The 19,452-nt window shown below is 74.2% G+C and carries 1 protein-coding gene (cut by a window edge); it reads right to left on the reverse strand.

Going from position 1 to position 19,452, the window contains the following annotated elements; all coding sequences use genetic code 11:
• Positions 1-19,131, reverse strand: the 5' portion of a protein-coding gene (locus tag AC3YO9_RS01365; RefSeq protein ID WP_489981891.1) for a non-ribosomal peptide synthase/polyketide synthase. The gene continues 14,955 nt to the left of window position 1, outside the view; 19,131 of the gene's 34,086 nt are visible here — the first part of the coding sequence; the start codon lies at positions 19,129-19,131; the stop codon falls past the left edge of the window.
• Positions 19,132-19,452 lie beyond the last annotated feature (321 nt).

Below are 19,452 nucleotides of genomic sequence, written 5' to 3' on the forward strand. Positions count from 1 at the left end.
GTCGTCGAGCTCGGGGCGACCGCGCCCGGCCACCGGGGTGCCGATGCAGATGTCGGGCTCGGCGCTGAGCCGGTTGAGCAGCACCGCCAGCGTGGCGTGCAGCACCATGAACAGGCTGCTGCCGCTGCGGGCGGCCAGGTCCCGCAGGCCACGGTGCACCTCGGCGTCCAGCCGGAACCCGAGGGTGGCTCCGTGCAGCGACGGCGTGGCGGGGCGGGGCCGGTCGGTGGGCAGGTCGAGGGTCTCCGGCACCCCGCGCAGCCGCTCCGCCCAGAACTGCACCTGGCGCGCCACCAGGGACTGCGGGTCGTCCTCCTCGCCGAGCACCCGGCGCTGCCAGGCCGCGTAGTCGCCGTACTGCACCGGCAGCGGGTCCCAGCCCGGCTGCTCCCCCGCCCGGCGGGCGTCGTAGGCGAGCAGCAGGTCGCGCAGCAGCGGGGCCAGCGAGGCGCCGTCGGCGCTGATGTGGTGGGTGACCATGGCCAGCAGGTGCTCGTCGTCGGCGGTGCGCAGCAGGGCCATGCGCAGCGGCACGTCCACGGCCACGTCGAAGCCGCTGCCCGCCATCAGCCGCAGCTGGCCGGTCGCGGCCGCCGTCGGGTCCTGCTCGGTGCGCAGGTTCACCAGCGTGATGCGCTCGGCCAGCTCCTCGGCCGGGACCACCACCTGGTGGGGCTCGACTTCACCGGCGGGGAACCGGGTGCGCAGCGCCTCATGCCGGTCCAGCACGTCCACCACCGCCACCTGCAGCGCAGCCTGGTCGAGCTCACCGGCCAGGCGGACCGTGAGCGGCAGGTTGTAGGCGGGCGAGGAGGTGTCGTACTGGTTGAGGAACCACATGCGTTGCTGCGCCATCGACAGCGGCAGCGGCTCGGCGCGATCCACCGGCACGAGCGGCGCCGCCGTGGCGGAGACCCCGACGCGGTCCTGCAGGTACCCGGCCAGGCGATCGACCGTGCGGTGCTCGAACAGGTCGCGCACGGACATGTCCGCGTCCAGCGCGGTGTTCACCCGGGCCACCACCCGGGTGGCGGACAGCGAGTTGCCACCCAGGTCGAAGAAGTCGTCGTGCACGCCCACCGCGGAGGTCCCGATGACGGCCTCGAAGATGCTGGCGAGCAGCCGCTCCAGCTCGGTGGCCGGCGGCACGTGGTCCCGGCGCAGGGAGTCCAGGTCCGGGGTGGGCAGCTCGTTGCGGTCGAGCTTGCCGTTGCTGTTCAGCGGCATGGCGGCCAGCACGACCACGACGCCGGGAACCATGTAGTCGGGCAGCGCAGCCTCGCAGGCGAGGCGCAGCTCGTCGGGGTCCGGCTGGTGGCCGGGGACGGCCACCACGTAGCCGACCAGCAGCTCGGTGGAGCCGGCCATGCGCACCGCGGCCGCCGAGCCGGCAACCGTGGGGTGCCCGGCCAGCACAGCCTCGACCTCGCCGAGCTCGATGCGCAGACCACGAAGCTTGACCTGGTCGTCGGTGCGGCCGATGAACTCCAGCTCGCCGTGCTTGTTCCACCGCACGACGTCGCCGGTGCGGTACATCCGGCTGCCCGCGGGACCGAAGGGGTCGCTGACGAAGCGGTCGGCGGTCAGGTCAGGCCGCCCGAGGTAGCCACGGGCCAGCTGGGTGCCGGCGAGGTAGAGCTCACCGCCCACCCCGGTGGCCACCGGGCGCAGGCGGCGGTCGAGCACGTAGGCGTCGGTCTGCCGGATCGGCGAGCCGATGGGCACCACCGACCTGATGGGGTGCTCCAGCGGCGAGTAGGTGGCGCCGACGGTGAACTCTGTGGGTCCGTAGGTGTTGCACAGCCGGGCGCTGCTGACCTCCCGGAACCGGCGGACCTGCGCCAGGGTGAGCACCTCGCCGCCGGCCACCACCTCGACCGCGGAGGCGAAGACGTCGCCGAAGTCCGCGGTGAGCAGCACCTCCAGCATGGACGGGACGAACTCGAGCACGGTCACCTGCTGCTCGGTGATGAGCCGAGCGAGGTAGTCGGGCTCGCGGTGCCCGCCGTGGCGCGCCAGGACCACGGTGCCGCCCACCATCAGCGGAGCCAGGCACTCCCACATCGAGACGTCGAAGGTGTACGGGGCCTTCTGCAGCACCCGGGAGCTCGCGTCCAGCCGGTACTGCTCGATGGTCCAGTGCATGTGGTTGGCCAGGCCTGCGTAGGTGCAGGCCACGCCCTTGGGCCGGCCGGTGGAGCCGGAGGTGAAGATGACGTAGGCGACGTTGTCGCCGCGCAGCGGTGCGGTGCGCTCGGCGTCGCCCACCGGGTCGCCGGAGAGCCCCGACACGTCGAGCTCGTCGAGCTTCAGCACGCCGTGGGCGGGGTCCAGCTCGTCGAGGTCCGCGGGCAGCTGGGTGCGCGCCTCGGTGGTGGTCAGCAGGCACACCGGTCGCGCAGAGTCGAGCACCAGCCGGATGCGCTCCTCCGGGTGCTCCACGTCCACCGGGACGTAGGCGGCCCCGGTCGTGAGGACGGCGTGGATGGCCACCATCGCCTCGACCGAGCGGGGCAGCGCCACCGCCACGCGGTCCTCCGGCCCCACCCCGGCGCGGATGAGGTGCCGAGCCAGTCGGTTGGCGCGCTCGGCCAGCTCGCGGTAGGTGACCTCGGTGCCCTCGTGCACCAGCGCCACCGCGTCCGGGCTCGCCGCAGCGGCAGCGCTGAAGGCGGCCATCGGGGCGTCAGGGGCGTCAGGGCCGTCCTGGTCACCGCAGACGTCGGCGGCGCTGACCACCCCGGCCAGCTGCTGGGCCAGCTGCTGGGCGAAGGCGAGACCGTCCGCTCCGCCCAGGCGCCCCGGGGCCAGCTGGGTCAGTGCGGCGGTGACGGCAGCATCGGCGCCGAGCCCCATCACCGCGAAGCTCTCGGCGAGCTCGGCCGAGCGCTGGTGCAGCTGGCGGTGGGTGATGTCCGCGCCCTCGTGGGAGAGCACCACGCCCTCCGGGTCGACCTGTGCGGCGACGTCGAGCAGCTCGGGCAGTGAGCGGGCCAGCAGCGAGTCCCCCACCGGGGCGGCCGCCAGGGAGGGCGCTGCGGGAACGGGTGCTGCCGTCACGGGGGCTGCGGTCACGGGGGCTGCGCCGGGGCGTGACCCGCCGCGAGACTGCGTCGCGGCGCGCTCCTCGGCGGTGCGGATGTCGATGTCGCCGACGGCCCGCGTGGGCTCCGCGACGACCTCGCTGAGCACCCGGACCAGGCGCTCCCCCAGCGGAACGATGGTGTCCCGGTCGAAGATGTCCGTCGGGTAGTCCAGGTGCCCGGCCATCCCCGCGGAGTCGCCCGCTCCGCCCGGTGTGCCGATCAGGGTGAAGCCGAGGTCGGCCTGGGCCTCCACCTCGTCGGTCGCCAGCACCTCGATGGTGAGCCCGGCGAGCTCGACCACCGGCCGGTCGAGGTTCTGGAAGCTGAGCATCACCTGCGCGAACGGGGCGAACGAGCTGGAGCGGGTGGGCGAGAGCTCGTTGACCACCAGCTCGAAGGGCACCTCTGCGTTGCCGAACGCGGCCAGGTCGTCCTCGCGCAGGCGAGCCAGCAGCTCGGTGAAGGGCTGGTCGGGGTCCACGTCGGCGCGCAGCACGATGGTGTTGACGAACATGCCCACCAGCTCGTCCAGCGCCGCGTCGCCGCGGCCGGCGACCGGTGTGGTGACGGCGACGTCGCGCTCGCCGGTGAGCTGGGACAGCAGCACGGCGAGGGCCGCGTGCACCACCATGAACGGCGTGACCTGGTGCAGCCGGGCCAGCTCCTCCAGCGCGCTCACCGTCTCGGCGGGCACCTGGAAGTCCACCATCGCGCCGGCGCCGGAGCGCCGGGCCGGGCGGGGGCGGTCCAGCGGCAGCTCCAGCACCTCGGGCAACCCGTCCAGCGCCGCACGCCAGTAGGCCAGCTGCTCGGCGGCGAGGGAGTCCTCCTCCCGCGGGTCGCCCAGCACCTCGCGCTGCCACAGGGCGAAGTCGGCGTACTGCAGCGGCAGTGGCGCCCAGCCCGGTGCCTCGCCCTGCGCCCGCGCCGCGTAGGCCACCGTGAAGTCCCGGGCCAGCGGTGCCATCGAGGCCCCGTCGGCGCTGATGTGGTGCACCACCATCACCAGCACGTGCTCGTCCTCGGCCGGCCGCAGCAGCGCGAACCGGCTCGGCGGGTCGCTGCGCACGTCGAAGCCGCGGCCGGCAAGATCGCGCACCCGCTCGCCCAGCTGCTCCGGGCTGACCGGTTCCACGGGCAGCTCGACCGACACCTCCGGCGGCGCCAGCACGCGCTGGCTGGGCTCGTCGCCGACCACCGGGTACACCGTGCGCAGCGACTCGTGCCGCTCCACCACGTCACGCACCGCGGCCTGCACCGCGGCCTCGTCCAGGCGCCCACGCAGGCGCAGCGCGAGCGGGATGTTGTAGGCGGCGGCCTCGGGGTCGAGCCGGTTGAGGAACCACAGGCGCTGCTGGGCCAGCGACAGCGGCACCATCGGCGGCCGGGTTCGGGCGAGCAGCGCCGGACGCGCCCCGCCCGCACCGGCGATCTCGTCCATCCGGGCGGCGAGGCCCTCCACCGTGGGTGACTCGAACAGCGCGCGGACCCCGGCGTTCACCCCGAGACGGGCGTTGAGCCGACTGATCACCCGCGTCGCCAGCAGCGAGTTGCCGCCCATCGCGAAGAAGTCGTCGTCCAGCCCGGCTCGCTCGGCCCCGACCACCTCGGCCAGCTCGGTGGCGACCGTCCGCTCGGCCAGCGTCCGGGGAGCACGGTAGGAGACCTCGTTGGTGAACCACCGTGGCGCGGGCAGCGCCCGTCGGTCGATCTTGCCCGAGGGGGTCAGCGGCATCGTCTCCACCGGCACCACGGCGGAGGGCACCATGTGGGCGGGCAGCAGGGCGCCGGCCTGCGCCGCGACGTCGCGCGGCTCGAGCAGGGCCGCCTCCCGCGCCGTCACCCAGGCCACCAGGATCGGCTCCCCCGACGGCGCGGTGACCGTGCCGGCAGTGGCCGCCTCCACGTCGGGGTGACGCAGCAGCGCGCTCTCCACCTCGCCCAGCTCGATGCGGAAGCCGCGCACCTTCACCTGCTGGTCCTTGCGGCCCAGGTAGTCGATCTCCAGGCCGTGCGTGCCGCGCACCCAGCGCACCACGTCGCCGGTGCGGTACATCCGCTCGCCCGGCCCGCCGTGCGGGTTGGCGACGAAGCGCGACGCGGTCATGCCCCGCCGGTCGTGGTAGCCGCGGGTGACGCCCAGGCCCGCGAGGTAGAGCTCACCCGTGGCGCCCACCGCGGCGGGCTGCAGCTGGTCGTCGAGCACCAGCGCCGTGGTGCCGCGGACCGGCCCGCCGATGGTGATGCGGTCACCCGCCTGCAGCTGCTCGGACAACGTGGTCACGATCGTCGTCTCGGTCGGCCCGTAGGCGTTGACGAAGCGGCGACCGGGTGCCCACCGGGCCAGCAGCTCCGGCGAGCAGGCCTCCCCGCCGACCATCAGGCACTCCAGAGCCTCGCCCACCTGCTCCGGGTCGAGCGAGGCCACCGCGGCCGGGGTGGCGAAGGCGTGGCTGACCCGGTGCTCCCGCAGCACCCGTGCCAGGTCGGCGCCGCCGTAGACGGTCGGCGCGGCGATGACCATCGTCGCCCCCGCCCCGAACGCCATCAGCAGCTCGAGCACGGAGGCGTCGAAGGACGGTGAGGCGAAGTGCAGCGTTCGCGAGCTGCCGGTGGTGGCGAACCGGACGCGCATCTCCTCGGCGAAGGGCGCCAGGCCGGTGTGCGGCACCACCACACCCTTGGGCTGGCCGGTGGTGCCCGAGGTGTAGATGACGTAGGCGGTGTTCTCCGGCCGCAACGGCGCCCGCCGCTCGGCTCCGCAGAGCGCGTGCCCTGGCAGCGTGGCGGCCTCCTCGGCCAGCTCGCCGGAGTCCAGCGCCAGCCAGGAGCAGTCCGCGGTCAGCCCGGTGAACGCCGAGGCGTCCGCGGCGCAGGTGATCCCGAGCGGAGCCCCGGAGTCGGTGAGCATGTGCTCGATCCGACCGGCGGGGTAGCCGGGGTCCACCGGCAGGTAGGCACCCCCGGACTTGCTCACCGCCCAGATGCCCAGCACCGACTCGATCGAGCGGGTGATGCCGAGCGCGACGACGGTCTCCGGGCCGACTCCGCGTGCCACCAGCGCCCGCGCCAGCTGGTTGGACCGCTCGTCGATCTCGCCGTAGGTGATGGACCGCGCGCCGTCCACCACGGCGACCCGGGACGGGTCCTGGGCGGCGGCCCGCGCCAGCAGCTCGGGCAGGGTCGGCGCGAGAGCATCCTGCGCCGATCCAGGTGGGACCACCGCGGCACCCCGCACCCCGAGCAGCTCGGCCCGCTCCGCGGCACTGAGCAGGTCGACGCTGCCGACCGTGCGCTCCGGCGCCGCGACCACCGCGGCCAGGACCCGGTGCAGCTGGGCCAGGAGCCGCTCGGCGGTGTCCGGCTCGAACACGTCGGTGGCGTAGCCGAGGTCCACGTCGATGCCGGCCGGACGGCCGTCGGCGTCCCAGGTCTCGGCGAGGTCCAGCGCCAGGTCGAACTTGGCGCCGCCCAGGTCCACCGGGTCCACCTCGACCCGCACGCCGGGCAGCTCGAGCCGGGCAGGAGCGTTGTTCTGGTACCCCAGCATCACCTGGAACAGCGGGGAGTGGGCGGTGGAGCGGGCCGGCTGCAGCTCGTCCACGAGCCGCTCGAAGGGCACGTCGGTGTGCTCGAACGCCTGCAGGTCGGTGTCCCGGACCCGGTGCAGCAGGCTGCGGAAGCTCTCCTGCTGGTCGACCTGGGCTCGCAGCACCACCGTGTTGACGAACATTCCCACGAGGTCGTCCAGCGCCGCCTCGCCCCGGCCGGCGACCGCGGTGCCCACCGGTACGTCGGTGGTGCCGCAGAGCTTGGCCAGCAGCACCGACAGCGCAGCGTGCACCACCATGAACGGGCTGGCCCCCTGCTCGTGCGCGAGCCGCTCGACGGCTGCGTGCAGGTCCGCGTCCAGCCGCGCCGTGCGGTGGTCTCCGCGCATGGACCGCACTGCCGGACGGGGTCGGTCGAGCGGCAGGTCCAGCACCTCGGGCAGCTCGGCCAGGGCGCTGCGCCAGTAGGTCAGCTGCTGGTTGAGCAGCGAGCCGGGGTCGTCGTCGGTGCCCAGCACCGTCCGCTGCCACTGCGCGAAGTCGGCGTGCTGCACGGCCAGCGGGGTCCACTGTGGATCAGTGCCCTGGCTGCGCGCGGCGTAGGCGGCGCCGAGGTCGCGGGCCAGCGGGGCGAGGCTGAACCCGTCCGCGGCGATGTGGTGCACCACCAGCACCAGCAGGTGCTCGATCGGTTCAGCATCGGCCGGTCCAGCAGTGGCCGGTCCAGCACTGGCGAGGCGCAGCAGCCGGGCCCGCAGCGGCACGTCGGTGCGCACGTCGAAGGCAGCTCCGGCCAGCTCTGCCACGCGCTCGGCCACGTCCGCCGGGTCGACCACCTCGGCGGTGTCCAGCTGCAGCGCAACTTCCTCGGCTGGCACCACCCGCTGGTAGGGACCAGCGTCGTCCTCCGGAAACACCGTGCGCAGGGACTCGTGCCTGGCCACGACGTCGGCCAGCGCCTGGCCCAGCGCCTCCGGAACCAGCTCGCCCACCAGCCGCACCACGACCGGCATGTTGTAGAGGGACGACTCCGGGTCGAACCGGTTGAGGAACCAGATGCGCTGCTGGGCCAGCGACAGCGGCGGTCGCTCGCTGCGTGGCTGGGCCACGAGGGGTGGCCGGTCGCTCGCTCCGGAGTCCTCGGCCAGGCGAGCGATCGCCTCCACCGTGGGCCGCTCGAAGACGTCGCGCACCCGGATCGAGCACCCCAGGGCGGCGTTCACCCGGCTGACCAGCCGGGTGGCGAGCAGGGAGTTGCCGCCCAGGTCGAAGAGGTTGTCGGTGACCCCGACCTGCTCCGTACCCAGCAGGCGGGCGAGCACCTCGGCCACGGAGCGCTCGGCGAGGGTCCGCGGCGCGACCTGCGGACGATCGTCGGCCTCCAGCGCCGGCTCCGGCAGGGCGCGGCGGTCCACCTTGCCGGTGGCGTTCAGCGGCAGGGCGTCGAGCACGACGAGCGTGTGCGGGACCATGTACTCGGGCAGCCGCTCCCGGAGGAAGTCGGCCACCTCGGCGACGTCCGGTTGCTGGCTGCTGGCGCGGGTGACGTAGCCGACCAGCCGCTCCCCTGCCGGCCCGTCCCACACCGCCGCCACCGCGGCTCCCACCGCGGGGTGCGCGGCCAGCGCGGCCTCGACGTCCCCCAGCTCGATCCGCACACCCCGGAGCTTCACCTGGAAGTCGCTGCGGCCCACGAAGACCAGCTCGCCCTGCCGGTTGGCGCGGACCAGGTCGCCGGTGCGGTACATCCGCTGCCCGTCCCCGGCGAAGGGGTTGGCCACGAAGCGGTCGGCGGTCAGGTCCGCGCGGCCGGCATAGCCCCGGGCCAGCTGGACACCGGCCAGGTACAGCTCGCCGGTGCTGCCCTGCGGGACCGGCCGCAGCCGCTCGTCCAGGACGTGGACCTCGGTGTGGCTGACCGGCACCCCGATCGGCACGGCCGAGTCGTGGTCCGCCCCGTTCCGGGTCTGGTGGTGGGTCACCCCGACCGCGGCCTCGGTGGGGCCGTACTCGTTGTGCACCTGCGCCGCCGACAGCCCGGCCACCCGGGCGACGAGCCCGGTCGTCAGTGCCTCACCACCGCAGATGACCGTCCGCAGCGACGGCGGCACGCCCGCTCCGTCCTCGGCGTGCTCGACGAACACGGCCAGCAGCGCGGGCACGAAGATGGCCAGGGTGACTCGCTCGGTGTCGAGCAGCGAGTGCAGGTAGGCCGGATCGAGGTGCCCGTCCGGCCGGGCGAGCACCAGCCGACCGCCACCGGTGAGCGGCCCCCAGATCTCCAGCACCGACATGTCGAAGGCGAACGGCGCCTTGTGCACCACCACGTGCTCGGCGAGCCGGTAGGCACGGTCCATCCAGCGCAGTCGGCTGGCGATGGCACGGTGGCTGATCGCCGCACCCTTGGGCCGCCCGGTGGAGCCGGAGGTGAAGGTGACGTAGGCCAGGCTGTCGGGGTGCGGCGCCCGGCGCTCGGCGTCGGTCAGCGGCTCACCAGACAGCTCGTGCAGGTCAAGCTCGGTCAGGTCGATCACCGGGCGTCCCGCGGCGAAGCCCACCGCGGTGCCCGGGGTGAGCAGGCACAGCGGCGCCGCCGTCTCCACCACGTGGGCGTTGCGGACGTCAGGCTGGCTGTGGTCGATGGGGACGTAGCCGCCACCGGCCTTGACCACCGCCAGCATGGCCACGACCACCTCGACGGAGCGGGGCGTGACCACGCCGACCAGCACGTCCGGCCCCACACCGAGCCGGACCAGCATGCGGGCCAGCCGGTTGGCGCGGACGTCCAGCTCGGCGAAGGTGAGGGTGGCACCGTCGCAGGTCAGCGCGGGTGAGTCCGGGCGCGCGCGCACCTGCTGCTCGAAGAGCCCCGCCAGGGTGGACCCGGGCCCGTCCGGCTCGCCGCGGTCCCGGCTGCTCGCACCCGGTGCCCCGGCCACCACCACGGTCCCCTCGCCGGCGGCCGTCTCGGCCGCGGCCCGGACCTCCGCGAGAAGCTGGGGCATGCGCGGCAGCAGGGTGCCCAGCTGGGTCGGCGCCAGCTCGGTGATCAGCGCGTTGAGGGTCAGGGTGAGCAGCGCCTCGCTGCCCATCGCCGCACCCGCCATCATCTCCACCAGCTGGCGGTAGCGCTCGTGCAGGGTGCCCAGGTCCACCGCCTGCTCGCCCAGCACGCAGGCCGGTCCGCCCGGGTGGCGCTCGGCGGCGACGGACAGCAGGGCAGCGAGGTCGCCGGGCTCGTCCCGCGGCGCGGGAGGAACCGCAGCGGGGGCCTGCGGCTGCACCGCCGGGGCCGGGATGGCTGCCGGAGTGTCCGCTGCCGGGGTGTCCACGGTGAGCTCGGCCAGCGGTACCTCCGGGTTCTCGCTGACCTGCTCCAGCAGGTGGACAAGGCGGTGGCCGAAGGTGCGCATGGTCTCCTCGTCGAACAACGCGGTGGCGTAGGTGATCGCCAGGTCCAGACCCGCCAGTGCGGCGTCGTCATCGATCCGATCAGCGACCTCGATCGCGAGGTCGAGCTTGGCGTCGTGGCCGGAGAGGTCCACGGTCTCGGTGCGCAGCCCCGCGAGCTCCACCTCGGTGGCGGTGAAGTGCTGGTGCGACAGCAGCACCTGGAACAGCGGGTTCCACGCCGGGGAACGAGTGGCGCCCACCTCGTCGACCACCCAGTCGAAGGGCACCTCGGCGTGCTCGAAGGCGTCCAGGTCACCCGCGCGGACCTGGGCGAGCAGCTCGGTGAACGTGGTCGGTGCCCGCAGGTCGGTGCGCAGCACCAGGGTGTTCACGAGCATGCCCACCAGGTCCTCGAGCGCGGGGTCCCCGCGGCCGGCCACCGGGGTGCCGACGGCGACGTCACCGCTGCCCGAGAGCCGGGACAGCAGCACGGACAGCGCCGCGTGCACCACCATGAACACCGTGGCGCCCTGCTCGTGCGCCCGGGCGACCAGGCTGGCGGCCAGCTCGCGGTCGACACCCAGGCGGACGGTGGCACCCCGGGGGTCCGGCACCGCCGGCCGTGGGCGGTCGGTGGGCAGCTCGAGCAAGCCGGGCAGGCCGGCCAGGCGCTCCCGCCAGAAGGCCAGCTGCGCGGTGGCGGTGGCAGTCGGTTCGGCGGGCTCCCCGAGCAGGCCGCGCTGCCACAGGGCGTAGTCGGCGTACTGCACGGGCAGCGGCGACCACGTGGGCGCGCGCCCCTGCACCCGCGCGTCGTAGGCAGCGCCGAGGTCGCGGGCCAGCGGGCCCAGGGACGCCCCGTCCGCGGCGATGTGGTGCACCACCACCACGAGCAGGTGCTCAGCTGGGTTGGTGGTGAACAGCCGGGCGCGCACCGGGGCGTCGGTGGTGACGTCGAAGCCGCGCCGGGTGAGCTCCGCCACCCGCGCCGTCAGGTCCGTGGCCTCGACGAGCGCCGGAGCGAGGTCGACGTCCGCGCTGGCCGCCGCGGTGGACAGCACCTGCTGCTCGGGCGCCAGGTCCCCGTCGGGGTACACCGTGCGCAGCGACTCGTGGCGCTCGAGCACGTCTGCCCACGCCCGTGGGAGTGCCTCGGTGTCCAGCGCGCCGCGCAGGCGCAGCCCCATCGGCACGTTGTAGACCGCCGAGTCGGGGTCGTACTGGTTGACCACCCAGAGCCGCTGCTGGGCCGGGGCCAGTGGGACGTGAGCCGGGCGGGGAGCTGCCGCCAGCTCCGCGCCCACCCCGGGCGTGCTGGCGCCCTCGGCCGTCGCCGCGGGCAGGAACTCGGCCAGCGCCGCCACGGTGGGGTGCTCGAACAGCGCGCGCACCCCCACGTGCACCCCGCACGCGGAGCCCAGCCGGGCCACCACCTTGGTGGCGGTGAGCGAGTCACCCCCGAGGTCGAAGAAGGAGTCCGTGGCGCCCACCTGCTCGAGCCCGACGACCTCGGCGAACACCGCCGCCACCAGCTGCTCCTGGGCGGTGCGGGGCGGCACGTGCTCGCCGTTGGCACCGGCCAGGTTCGGCGCCGGCAGCGCGCTCCGGTCGAGCTTGCCCACCGGCGTCACCGGCACCTGGTCGATCTCCACGAAGGCCGCGGGCACCATCGCGCTGGGCAGCAGCGCGGCCACGTGCGCGGAGAGCGCCGCAGAGTCCACGCCGTCGCCGTTGACGGGCAGGACGTAGGACACCAGTGCCGTGCTGCCCGAGCCGAGCCGGTGCCCGACCGTGACCGCGAAGCGCACGGCGGGGTGGGTGCTCAGGACGCCGTCGACCTCGCCCGGCTCGATGCGCTGGCCGCGGATCTTCACCTGGGAGTCGCTGCGGCCGACGTGGCTGAGCTCCAGCCCACCCGTGCCCGGCGTCCAGCGCACCAGGTCGCCGGTGTCGTACATCCGGCTGCCGGCAGGTCCGTACGGGTTGGCCACGTACCGACGGGCGGTCAGCCCAGGCGCGGCGTGGTAGCCGCGGGTGACTCCGGGACCAGCGACGTAGAGGTGGCCCTCCACCCCCACCGGCACGGGCCGCAGGCGCTGGTCGAGCACCAGCAGGTGCACCCCGCGCAGCGGTGCTCCGATAGTCACCGGCGCGCCTGCCCGCATCGGCACGGAGGCGGTGGCCAGCACGGTCGTCTCGGTGGGGCCGTAGGCGTTGTGCAGGTGCAGCCCCGGCGCCCATGACGCCACCAGCTCGGCGGGCACCGTCTCTCCGCCGACCACCACGTGGGCCAGGCTCTCGCCCACTGCCGCCGGGTCCATGGAGCGGAGCACGGCCGGGGTGAGGAAGCCGTGGGTCACCCCGGAGGTGCGGATGAAGTCAGCCAGCTCGGCGCCGGCGTAGACGTCGGGAGGGGCGATCACCAGGGTGGCGCCCGCCCCGAGGGCGAGCAGCAGCTCCAGCACCGAGGCGTCGAAGGACGGCGAGGCCACGTGCAGCGCTCGCGCGGCGGGGGTGAGGTCGAAGGCCTCCCGCTCGCTCTGGCAGAGGCTGGCCAGTCCCTCGTGGGTGACCACCACGCCCTTGGGCCTGCCGGTGGTGCCGGAGGTGTAGATGACGTAGGCGGCGTTGCCCGGCCGCACCGGGCCGTGCGGCGCGGCTGGTGCCGACGGCTGCTCGGCGCCGGCGCGGCTGAGCTCGTCCACCTCCCACCAGGTGACCAGCTCGGGCAGCCGGCTGCGGTGCTCGGCCAGGGTCAGCCCGAGCACCGCTCCGCTGTCGCCGAGCATGTGCTCGATGCGCCCGGCCGGGTAGCCCGGGTCCACCGGCACGTAGGCACCGCCGGCCTTGGCCACCGCCCAGATCGCCACCACCAGCTCCAGCGACCGCGGCAGGCCGAGCGCGACGAAGACCTCCGGCCCGACGCCGCGGGCCACCAGCGCGCGGGCCAGGTGGGTGGAGCGCTCGTCCAGCTCGCGGTAGTCCACCGACCGGTCGCCGTCCACCACAGCCACGGCACCAGGGTCGCGGGCGGCGGCCGCGGCGAAGATCTCCGCCAGGGTCCTCGGCGGCAGCGGCTCCGCTCCGCGCACGTCCACCAGGTGGGCCAGCTCGGCGTCGGTGAGCACCTCCACCTCGCCCACCCGGCGCTGCGGGTGCTCCGTCATCGTGGTCAGCACCTGCAGGAAGCGAGCGACCAGCTGGTCCACCTTGGCGTCGTCGAACACCGACGGCGCCACCTTCAACCGGAAGTGCAGCTCGGGGTCCAGCAGCGTCACCAGGGCCACCGGGTAGTGGGTGGCGTCGTGCACCTGCACGTCCTCGACAGCCAGGCCGCTGCCGGCGGTACGGGCGGTCAGCCCGTCCCGGTCCACCGGGTAGGACTCCAGCACGGTGAGGGTGTCGAACAGCGCCGGGGTGCCGGCCGCCTGCTGGATCTCCGCCAGCCCGACCGCCTGGTGGTCGAGCAGGGCGGCACCCTCCTCCTGCAGCCGGCGCAGCAGCGCCTCGACGGTCTCCGCGGGCTGCAGCTGGGCGCGGACGGGCAGCGTGTTGATGAACAGCCCCACCATCTTCTCCACGCCGGGCAGCTCAGGCGGTCGGCCGGCCACGGTGGAGCCGAACACCACGTCCTGGCGTCCGGTGAGCCGGGACAGCAGCAGCGCCCAGGCCGTCTGGACCACCGTGTTCAGGGTGACTCCGGCAGAGCCGGCGAGCTCACCGAGCCGCGCGCGGAGCGCAGCGGGCAGCATCACGTCGTGGTCCACCGGCGCCTCGGCACCGGCGCGCGGATCAGCTGAGGGAGCGAGCAGGGTGGGTTCGCCGACGCCGGTGAGCACCTGCACCCACTGCTGCAGCGAAGGGGCACTGTCCTGCTCGGCCAGCCGGGCCAGGTGGTCGCGGTAGGAGGGCGCCGGCTCGGTGGCCGCGGTGCCGGTGTAGCCGGCCAGCAGCTCCTCGAGCACCAGCGGGATGGACCACCCGTCGATGACCAGGTGGTGGGCGGTCAGCGCCAGCGTCCAGTCGGTGGCACCGGCACGCACCGCAGTCATCCGCAGCAGCGGCGGGGTGGTGACGTCGAAGGGGCGCCGCCGCTCGGTGGCGAGCAGCCGGTCGAGCTCTGCCGCCGGGTCTGCCACCCCCGTGACGTCGTGCTCTGACCACGGCAGCGTGACGGTGCCGGCCACCAGCTGCACCACGGTGCCGTCGGAGCGGCTGACGAACCCGCCCCGCAGCGCGGCGTGCCGGTCGAGGAGGGACTGTCCGGCAGCGTGCAACCGAGCCGGGTCGACGTCGCCGCGCAGGCGCAGCAGGATCTGCGCGGTGTAGCCGTCGGAGTCGGTGCCGGCCAGCGCGGCGTGGAAGTGCAGCCCACGCTGTAGCGGGGCGAGCGGCCAGACGTCCTGCAGCCCGGGCAGTCGCTGCTCCCACTCCTCCAGCTCCGCCTGGGTCACGTCCACTAGCGGGGTGTCCGACGGGGTGAGCCCGCCGGCGTCATCGGTGCGCAGGTGCTCGGCGAGTGCGTCCAGCGCCTGCTCCCAGAGCCGGGCCACCATGCGGGCGTCCTCGTCCGGCAGCACGCCGCGAGCGTGGTCGAGGGTGGCCACGATGCGGGCGCCCTCGGGGGTGCTGCGGGTGAGGGCGTTGACCTCCAGCACCGCGGCGAGCGGCATGTCGTCGCCGCGCACGGCGCTCATGCCGTCGAGCTCGGGGTCGGGCTGCCAGCCGCCGTCTCCGCGCTCGGCCCAGTCCGTCCGCCCCAGGTAGTTGACGATCATCTCCGGGGTGGGCAGCCCCGCCAGGCGTCCGGCGGCCACCGGGTCGTGCTGGGCGGACAGGCCGAAGCCGATGCCGTGGTCGGGCACCGCGAGCAGCTGCTCCTTCACTGCCTTCACCGCGCCGCCGGCCGCGGGTCCCCCGGCGAGTGCCTCGTCCAGGTCCACCCCGGTGAGGTCCAGCCGCAGGGGGTAGGTGGAGGTGAACCAGCCGACGGTGCGGCTCAGGTCGGCGCCTGGGGCGAGCCACTCCTCGCGGCCGTGGCCCTCCAGGGTGACCGCCACCGGAGCGACGTCCGCTCCGCGCCCGCGCTGCAGCTGCGCGACGGCCTGCCCGAGCGCGCTCAGCAGCGCCACCTCCACCCCGGCCCCGTAGGCCTGCGGCAGCATGGCGAGCAGGGTTGCGGTGGTCTGTGCGGACAGCTGGACCGTGCTGCGCCCGGCCGTGGCGACGGTGTCCAGCTCGGGGTCCAGCGCCCGGGAGCCCAGTCCCGGGCCGCCCGGCTGCAGCGTGTGGACCCAGCCGTCCACCGCGTCGCGGACCCGGTCAGAGCCCGCCTGCTCCACCAGCGCGGCGCCCCAGCGGCGGAGGGAGGTCCGCTCCGTGGGCACGGTGGGCGGCTGTCCCGCAGCCACCTCAGCTGCGGCCGCCGCGAGGTCGGCCACGAGCACCCGCCAGGACACCCCGTCGACGACCAGGTGGTGGGCCACCAGCAGCAGCCGGCCCCCCAGGCCGTCCACCCCCGGAAACCACACCGCCGCCACCATCGCCCCGGCCACCGGGTCGAGCCGGTCTGCGGCGGCGGCGAGCTCGTGGGCGTGCCGGTCCGCCCACGCCGACCCGGTGAAGTCGGCGTCCGTCGGCGCCGTCCGCAGCAGCACGGGCGTGACCGGACCGGTCGGCTCGGGCACCACCAGGTGCGGGGTCGCCCCCAGCACCAGCCGGGCCCGCAGCGCGTCGTGCTGGCGGAGCACCTCCGCCAGCACGGTGCGCAGCAGCGGCTCGTCGACGTGGTCGGGCAGGGTCACGGTGACGGCCTGGCTGTAGCTGCGCAGCGCCTCCACCGGTCCAGCTCCCAGGGTGCGCAGAGCCAGCGGCGTCAGCGCGACCTCGCCGGCGGCGCCGCCCGGCAGCTCCGCGAGCTCGGTGGCCGCGGGCTCCACTGGCTGGGCGACCTCGGCGAGGCGAGCCACCGTGCGCAGCGAGAAGACCTCACGGGCGCTCACCGCCAGCCCGGCCTCGCGGGCCCGGGCGGAGAGCTGCATGGCCACGATGCTGTCGCCACCGAGGCTGAAGAAGCTGTCGTCCACGCCCACCCGCGGCACACCGAGCACCGTGGCGAACAGCTCGGCCAGCGTGGTCTGCACCGGTCCGACCGGGGGGCGGTAGCCCGCGTCGCTGCGGGGGGCGGAGGGATCGGGCAGCGCGCGGCGGTCCACCTTGCCGTTGGGGTTGACCGGGAGCTCGTCGAGCACCACCAGCTCTTCCGGGACCATGTACTCCGGCAGCACGGCGCGGGCCGCCGCCAGCAGGTGCCCCACGTCGGGCTGCACGCTGCCGCGGCCCACGACGTAACCCACCAGCCGCAGACCCAGCGGGGTCTCGCGGACGGCGACCACGGCCTGCCCCACGCCCGGGTCAGCCGCGAGCACCGACTCCACCTCGCCGAGCTCGATGCGGTAGCCCCGCAGCTTCACCTGGTCGTCGGTGCGGCCCAGGTACACGAGCTCGCCCTCGGCGCTCCAGCGGACCAGGTCGCCGGTGCGGTACATCCGGCTGCCGGCAGGGCCGAACGGGTCGGCCACGAAGCGCTCGGCGGACAGGTCGGGCCGGCCCAGGTAGCCGTGCGCCAGCTGGTCACCGGCCAGGTAGAGCTCCCCGGCCACCTCGTCCGCCACCGGACGCAGGCTGGTGTCCAGGACGTGGCAGCGGGTGTTGGCGACGGGCCTGCCGATCGGCACCGCCTCACCGTCGGCCCAGCTGCGCGCGGGATCGACCACGGTGTGCGTGGCGTGCACCGCTGCCTCGGTCGGCCCGTAGAGGTTGTGCAACCGGGCACCGCTGCGCTGGGCGAACCGTCGGGCGAGCGCGGGCGAGAGAGCCTCGCCGGCGGCAAACACCCGGGTGAGCGACGTGGTGTCCGCTGCACCGGCGTGGTCCAGGAAGGCAGCCAGCATGGTCGGCACGAAGGACGTGGCCGTCACCCCGTGCTGCTCGATGGTGCGAGCCAGGTACTCGGGGTCGCGGTGCCCGTCCGGCGCGGCCACCACCAGCCGTCCTCCGGTGTAGAGCGGGACGAACAGCTCCCACAGCGATACGTCGAAACCTGCCGGCGTCTTGAGCAGCACCACGTCCTCCGGGCCGAGGCGGTGCTCCTGGGCGAACCAGCACAGCTGGTTGGTGATGGCCCGGTGCGAGACGGCCACCCCCTTGGGCAGCCCGGTGGATCCGGAGGTGTAGATGACGTAGGCGGTGTTCTCCCTGCGCAGCGGTGCGCTCCGGTCGGCGTCCTCGATCGCCCGCGTCGGCAGGTCGTCCAGGGCCAGCCGGTCCACCTCCACCGCGGTGGTGCCCGGTGGCAGCGCTGCCGCGTCAGCGGCCCGGGTGAGCACGCAGACCGGCCCGGCCGAGCGCAGCACGTGCGCGGTGCGCTCCGCCGGGTGGTCCGGGTCCAGGGGCACGTAGGCACCGCCGGCCTTGAGCACCGCGTGGATGGCCACCACGAGCTCGGCGGACCGACGCATCGCCACACCTACTCGCGCCTCCGGGCCCACCCCGAGCCCGATCAGGTGGCGGGCCAGCTGGGTGGACCGTCGGTCGAGCTCGCCGTAGGACATGGTGGCGCCGTCGGCCAGCAGCAGCGCGGTGCGCTCGGGGGCACGGGCCACCTGGGCGCGCACCGGGGCCAGCAGGTCGCCAGCGCCCACCCCGCTGGTGGTGTCGTTGCGGGCCGCCAGGGTGCGTCGCTCGCCGGCGCGGAGCAGCCCCACCGACCGCAGGGTGCGCCCGCTGTCGCCGCCCACCAGGTCGGCCAGCAGGCCCAGGAACCGGTCGCGGTGGCGCTGCAGCTCCGCCTCCGTGTACCGATCCGGGTTGGCCTCCAGGTCCAGGTTGAGGCTGGTCTTGTCCGCCGCGGGGTAGACGTTGACGTTGAGGTCCTCCACCGGCCCGGTGGAGAGGATGTGCAGCCGGCCCTGTGCCGTGCCCAGCACCAGCTCCCGCTGGAACAGCATCAGGTTGACCATCGGTCCGAAGTACCCGCGCTCGCTGCCCTGCACCCCGGCGTCCCGGAGGATGTCCTCCGCCCGGTGCCGCTGGTGGCGCAGCGCTCCACCCAGGCTCTGCTGCACCGAGCTGAACAGCTCCTCGAGCGTCTGCTCCTCGTCCAGGCGCACCCGCACCGGGACGATGTTCGACACCATGCCGCCACCCCGCCGCAGCACCGCAGTGGTGCGGCCAGACACCGGCAGGCTGAGCACCACGTCGTCGCGGCCGCTCATCCGGCCCAGGTAGAGCGCGACCGCGGCCACCAGCACCGGCGACACCGACACGCCCAGGTTCCGCGCGTGTCGGCGCAGGCCCTCGGTGGTCGGGGCCGGCACCGGACCGATGACGTTGCGCCGGCGGGCGCTGGCCGGCGCGCGGCGGCGGGACAGGGTGAGCGGGTCGCCCAGGCCCTCGGTCTGTGAGCGCCAGTACTCGCGGTCGCGCTGCTGCCGCGCGGAGCCCTGGTAGGCCTGGTCGATCCCCAGCAGCGTGGACAGGTCGGTCGGGGGCTCCTGCCTGCCCTGCACCCGTGCGGCCAGCTCGGTGTAGACCTCCGCGATGCGGGTCAGCATCCGCATCGAGGCGAACCCGTCGAAGGCGAGGTGGTGCACCCGGGTGTACCAGAGGTGGTGTCGCTCGCCCACGCGCAGCACCGCCACCTGCACCAGCGGCGCCCCCACCAGCTGCACCGGCTGCTCCTGGTCGGCGCGCATCCAGCGGTGCGCCGCCGCCACGGGGTCGTGCTCGGCGCGCAGGTCCAGCACCACGCAGGGAAAAACCTCCCCGTCGATGGGCTGCACGTGCTGGTGCGGCACCCCGTCGACCAGGCTCACCCGAACCACCATCGACTGCTGCTCCAGGGCGGCACGGGCGTGGGCCGCCAGCAGCAGCTGCGGATCTAGCTGCCCATAGATCTCGACGTACTGGGCGATGACCACCGGAGTGGCGGGATCCATCTGCTGCATGAGCCAGATGCCTCGCTGCGCCGATGACAGCGGCAGGACGGACGGGCCGATCGTCTCGATGGTCGTGTCATGCGCGGGAAGCTCCCCACCCATTCAGTGCCCCCTAGCCTGACGTCATGGGTCATCACGCGGCCCTCCCCCCCTGTACAAGGAGCGACGCCTTGAGTACTATCTGCAAAGTAGGTCATCCGACCTCTTGTGGGCACTTGCGCCACTGAACGTCGGAGGGCCTATTTGTCGTGCATGGACGGACGGATGTCTATCGACTGGGTCGGTCGCCCCGTTACACCCTGGTCCGTGGAGCGAATGCCGCTGGCGCCGAACAACAGGTCCCGCACGGTCTGGTCAGATCACGACTGCATCGCCGTCCCGAGAGTAGAGGCGTTCGGCGGGCGTCGCACCCGCAAAGCCACG

This window comes from Rhodococcus sp. Z6_132 (assembly GCF_058133635.1).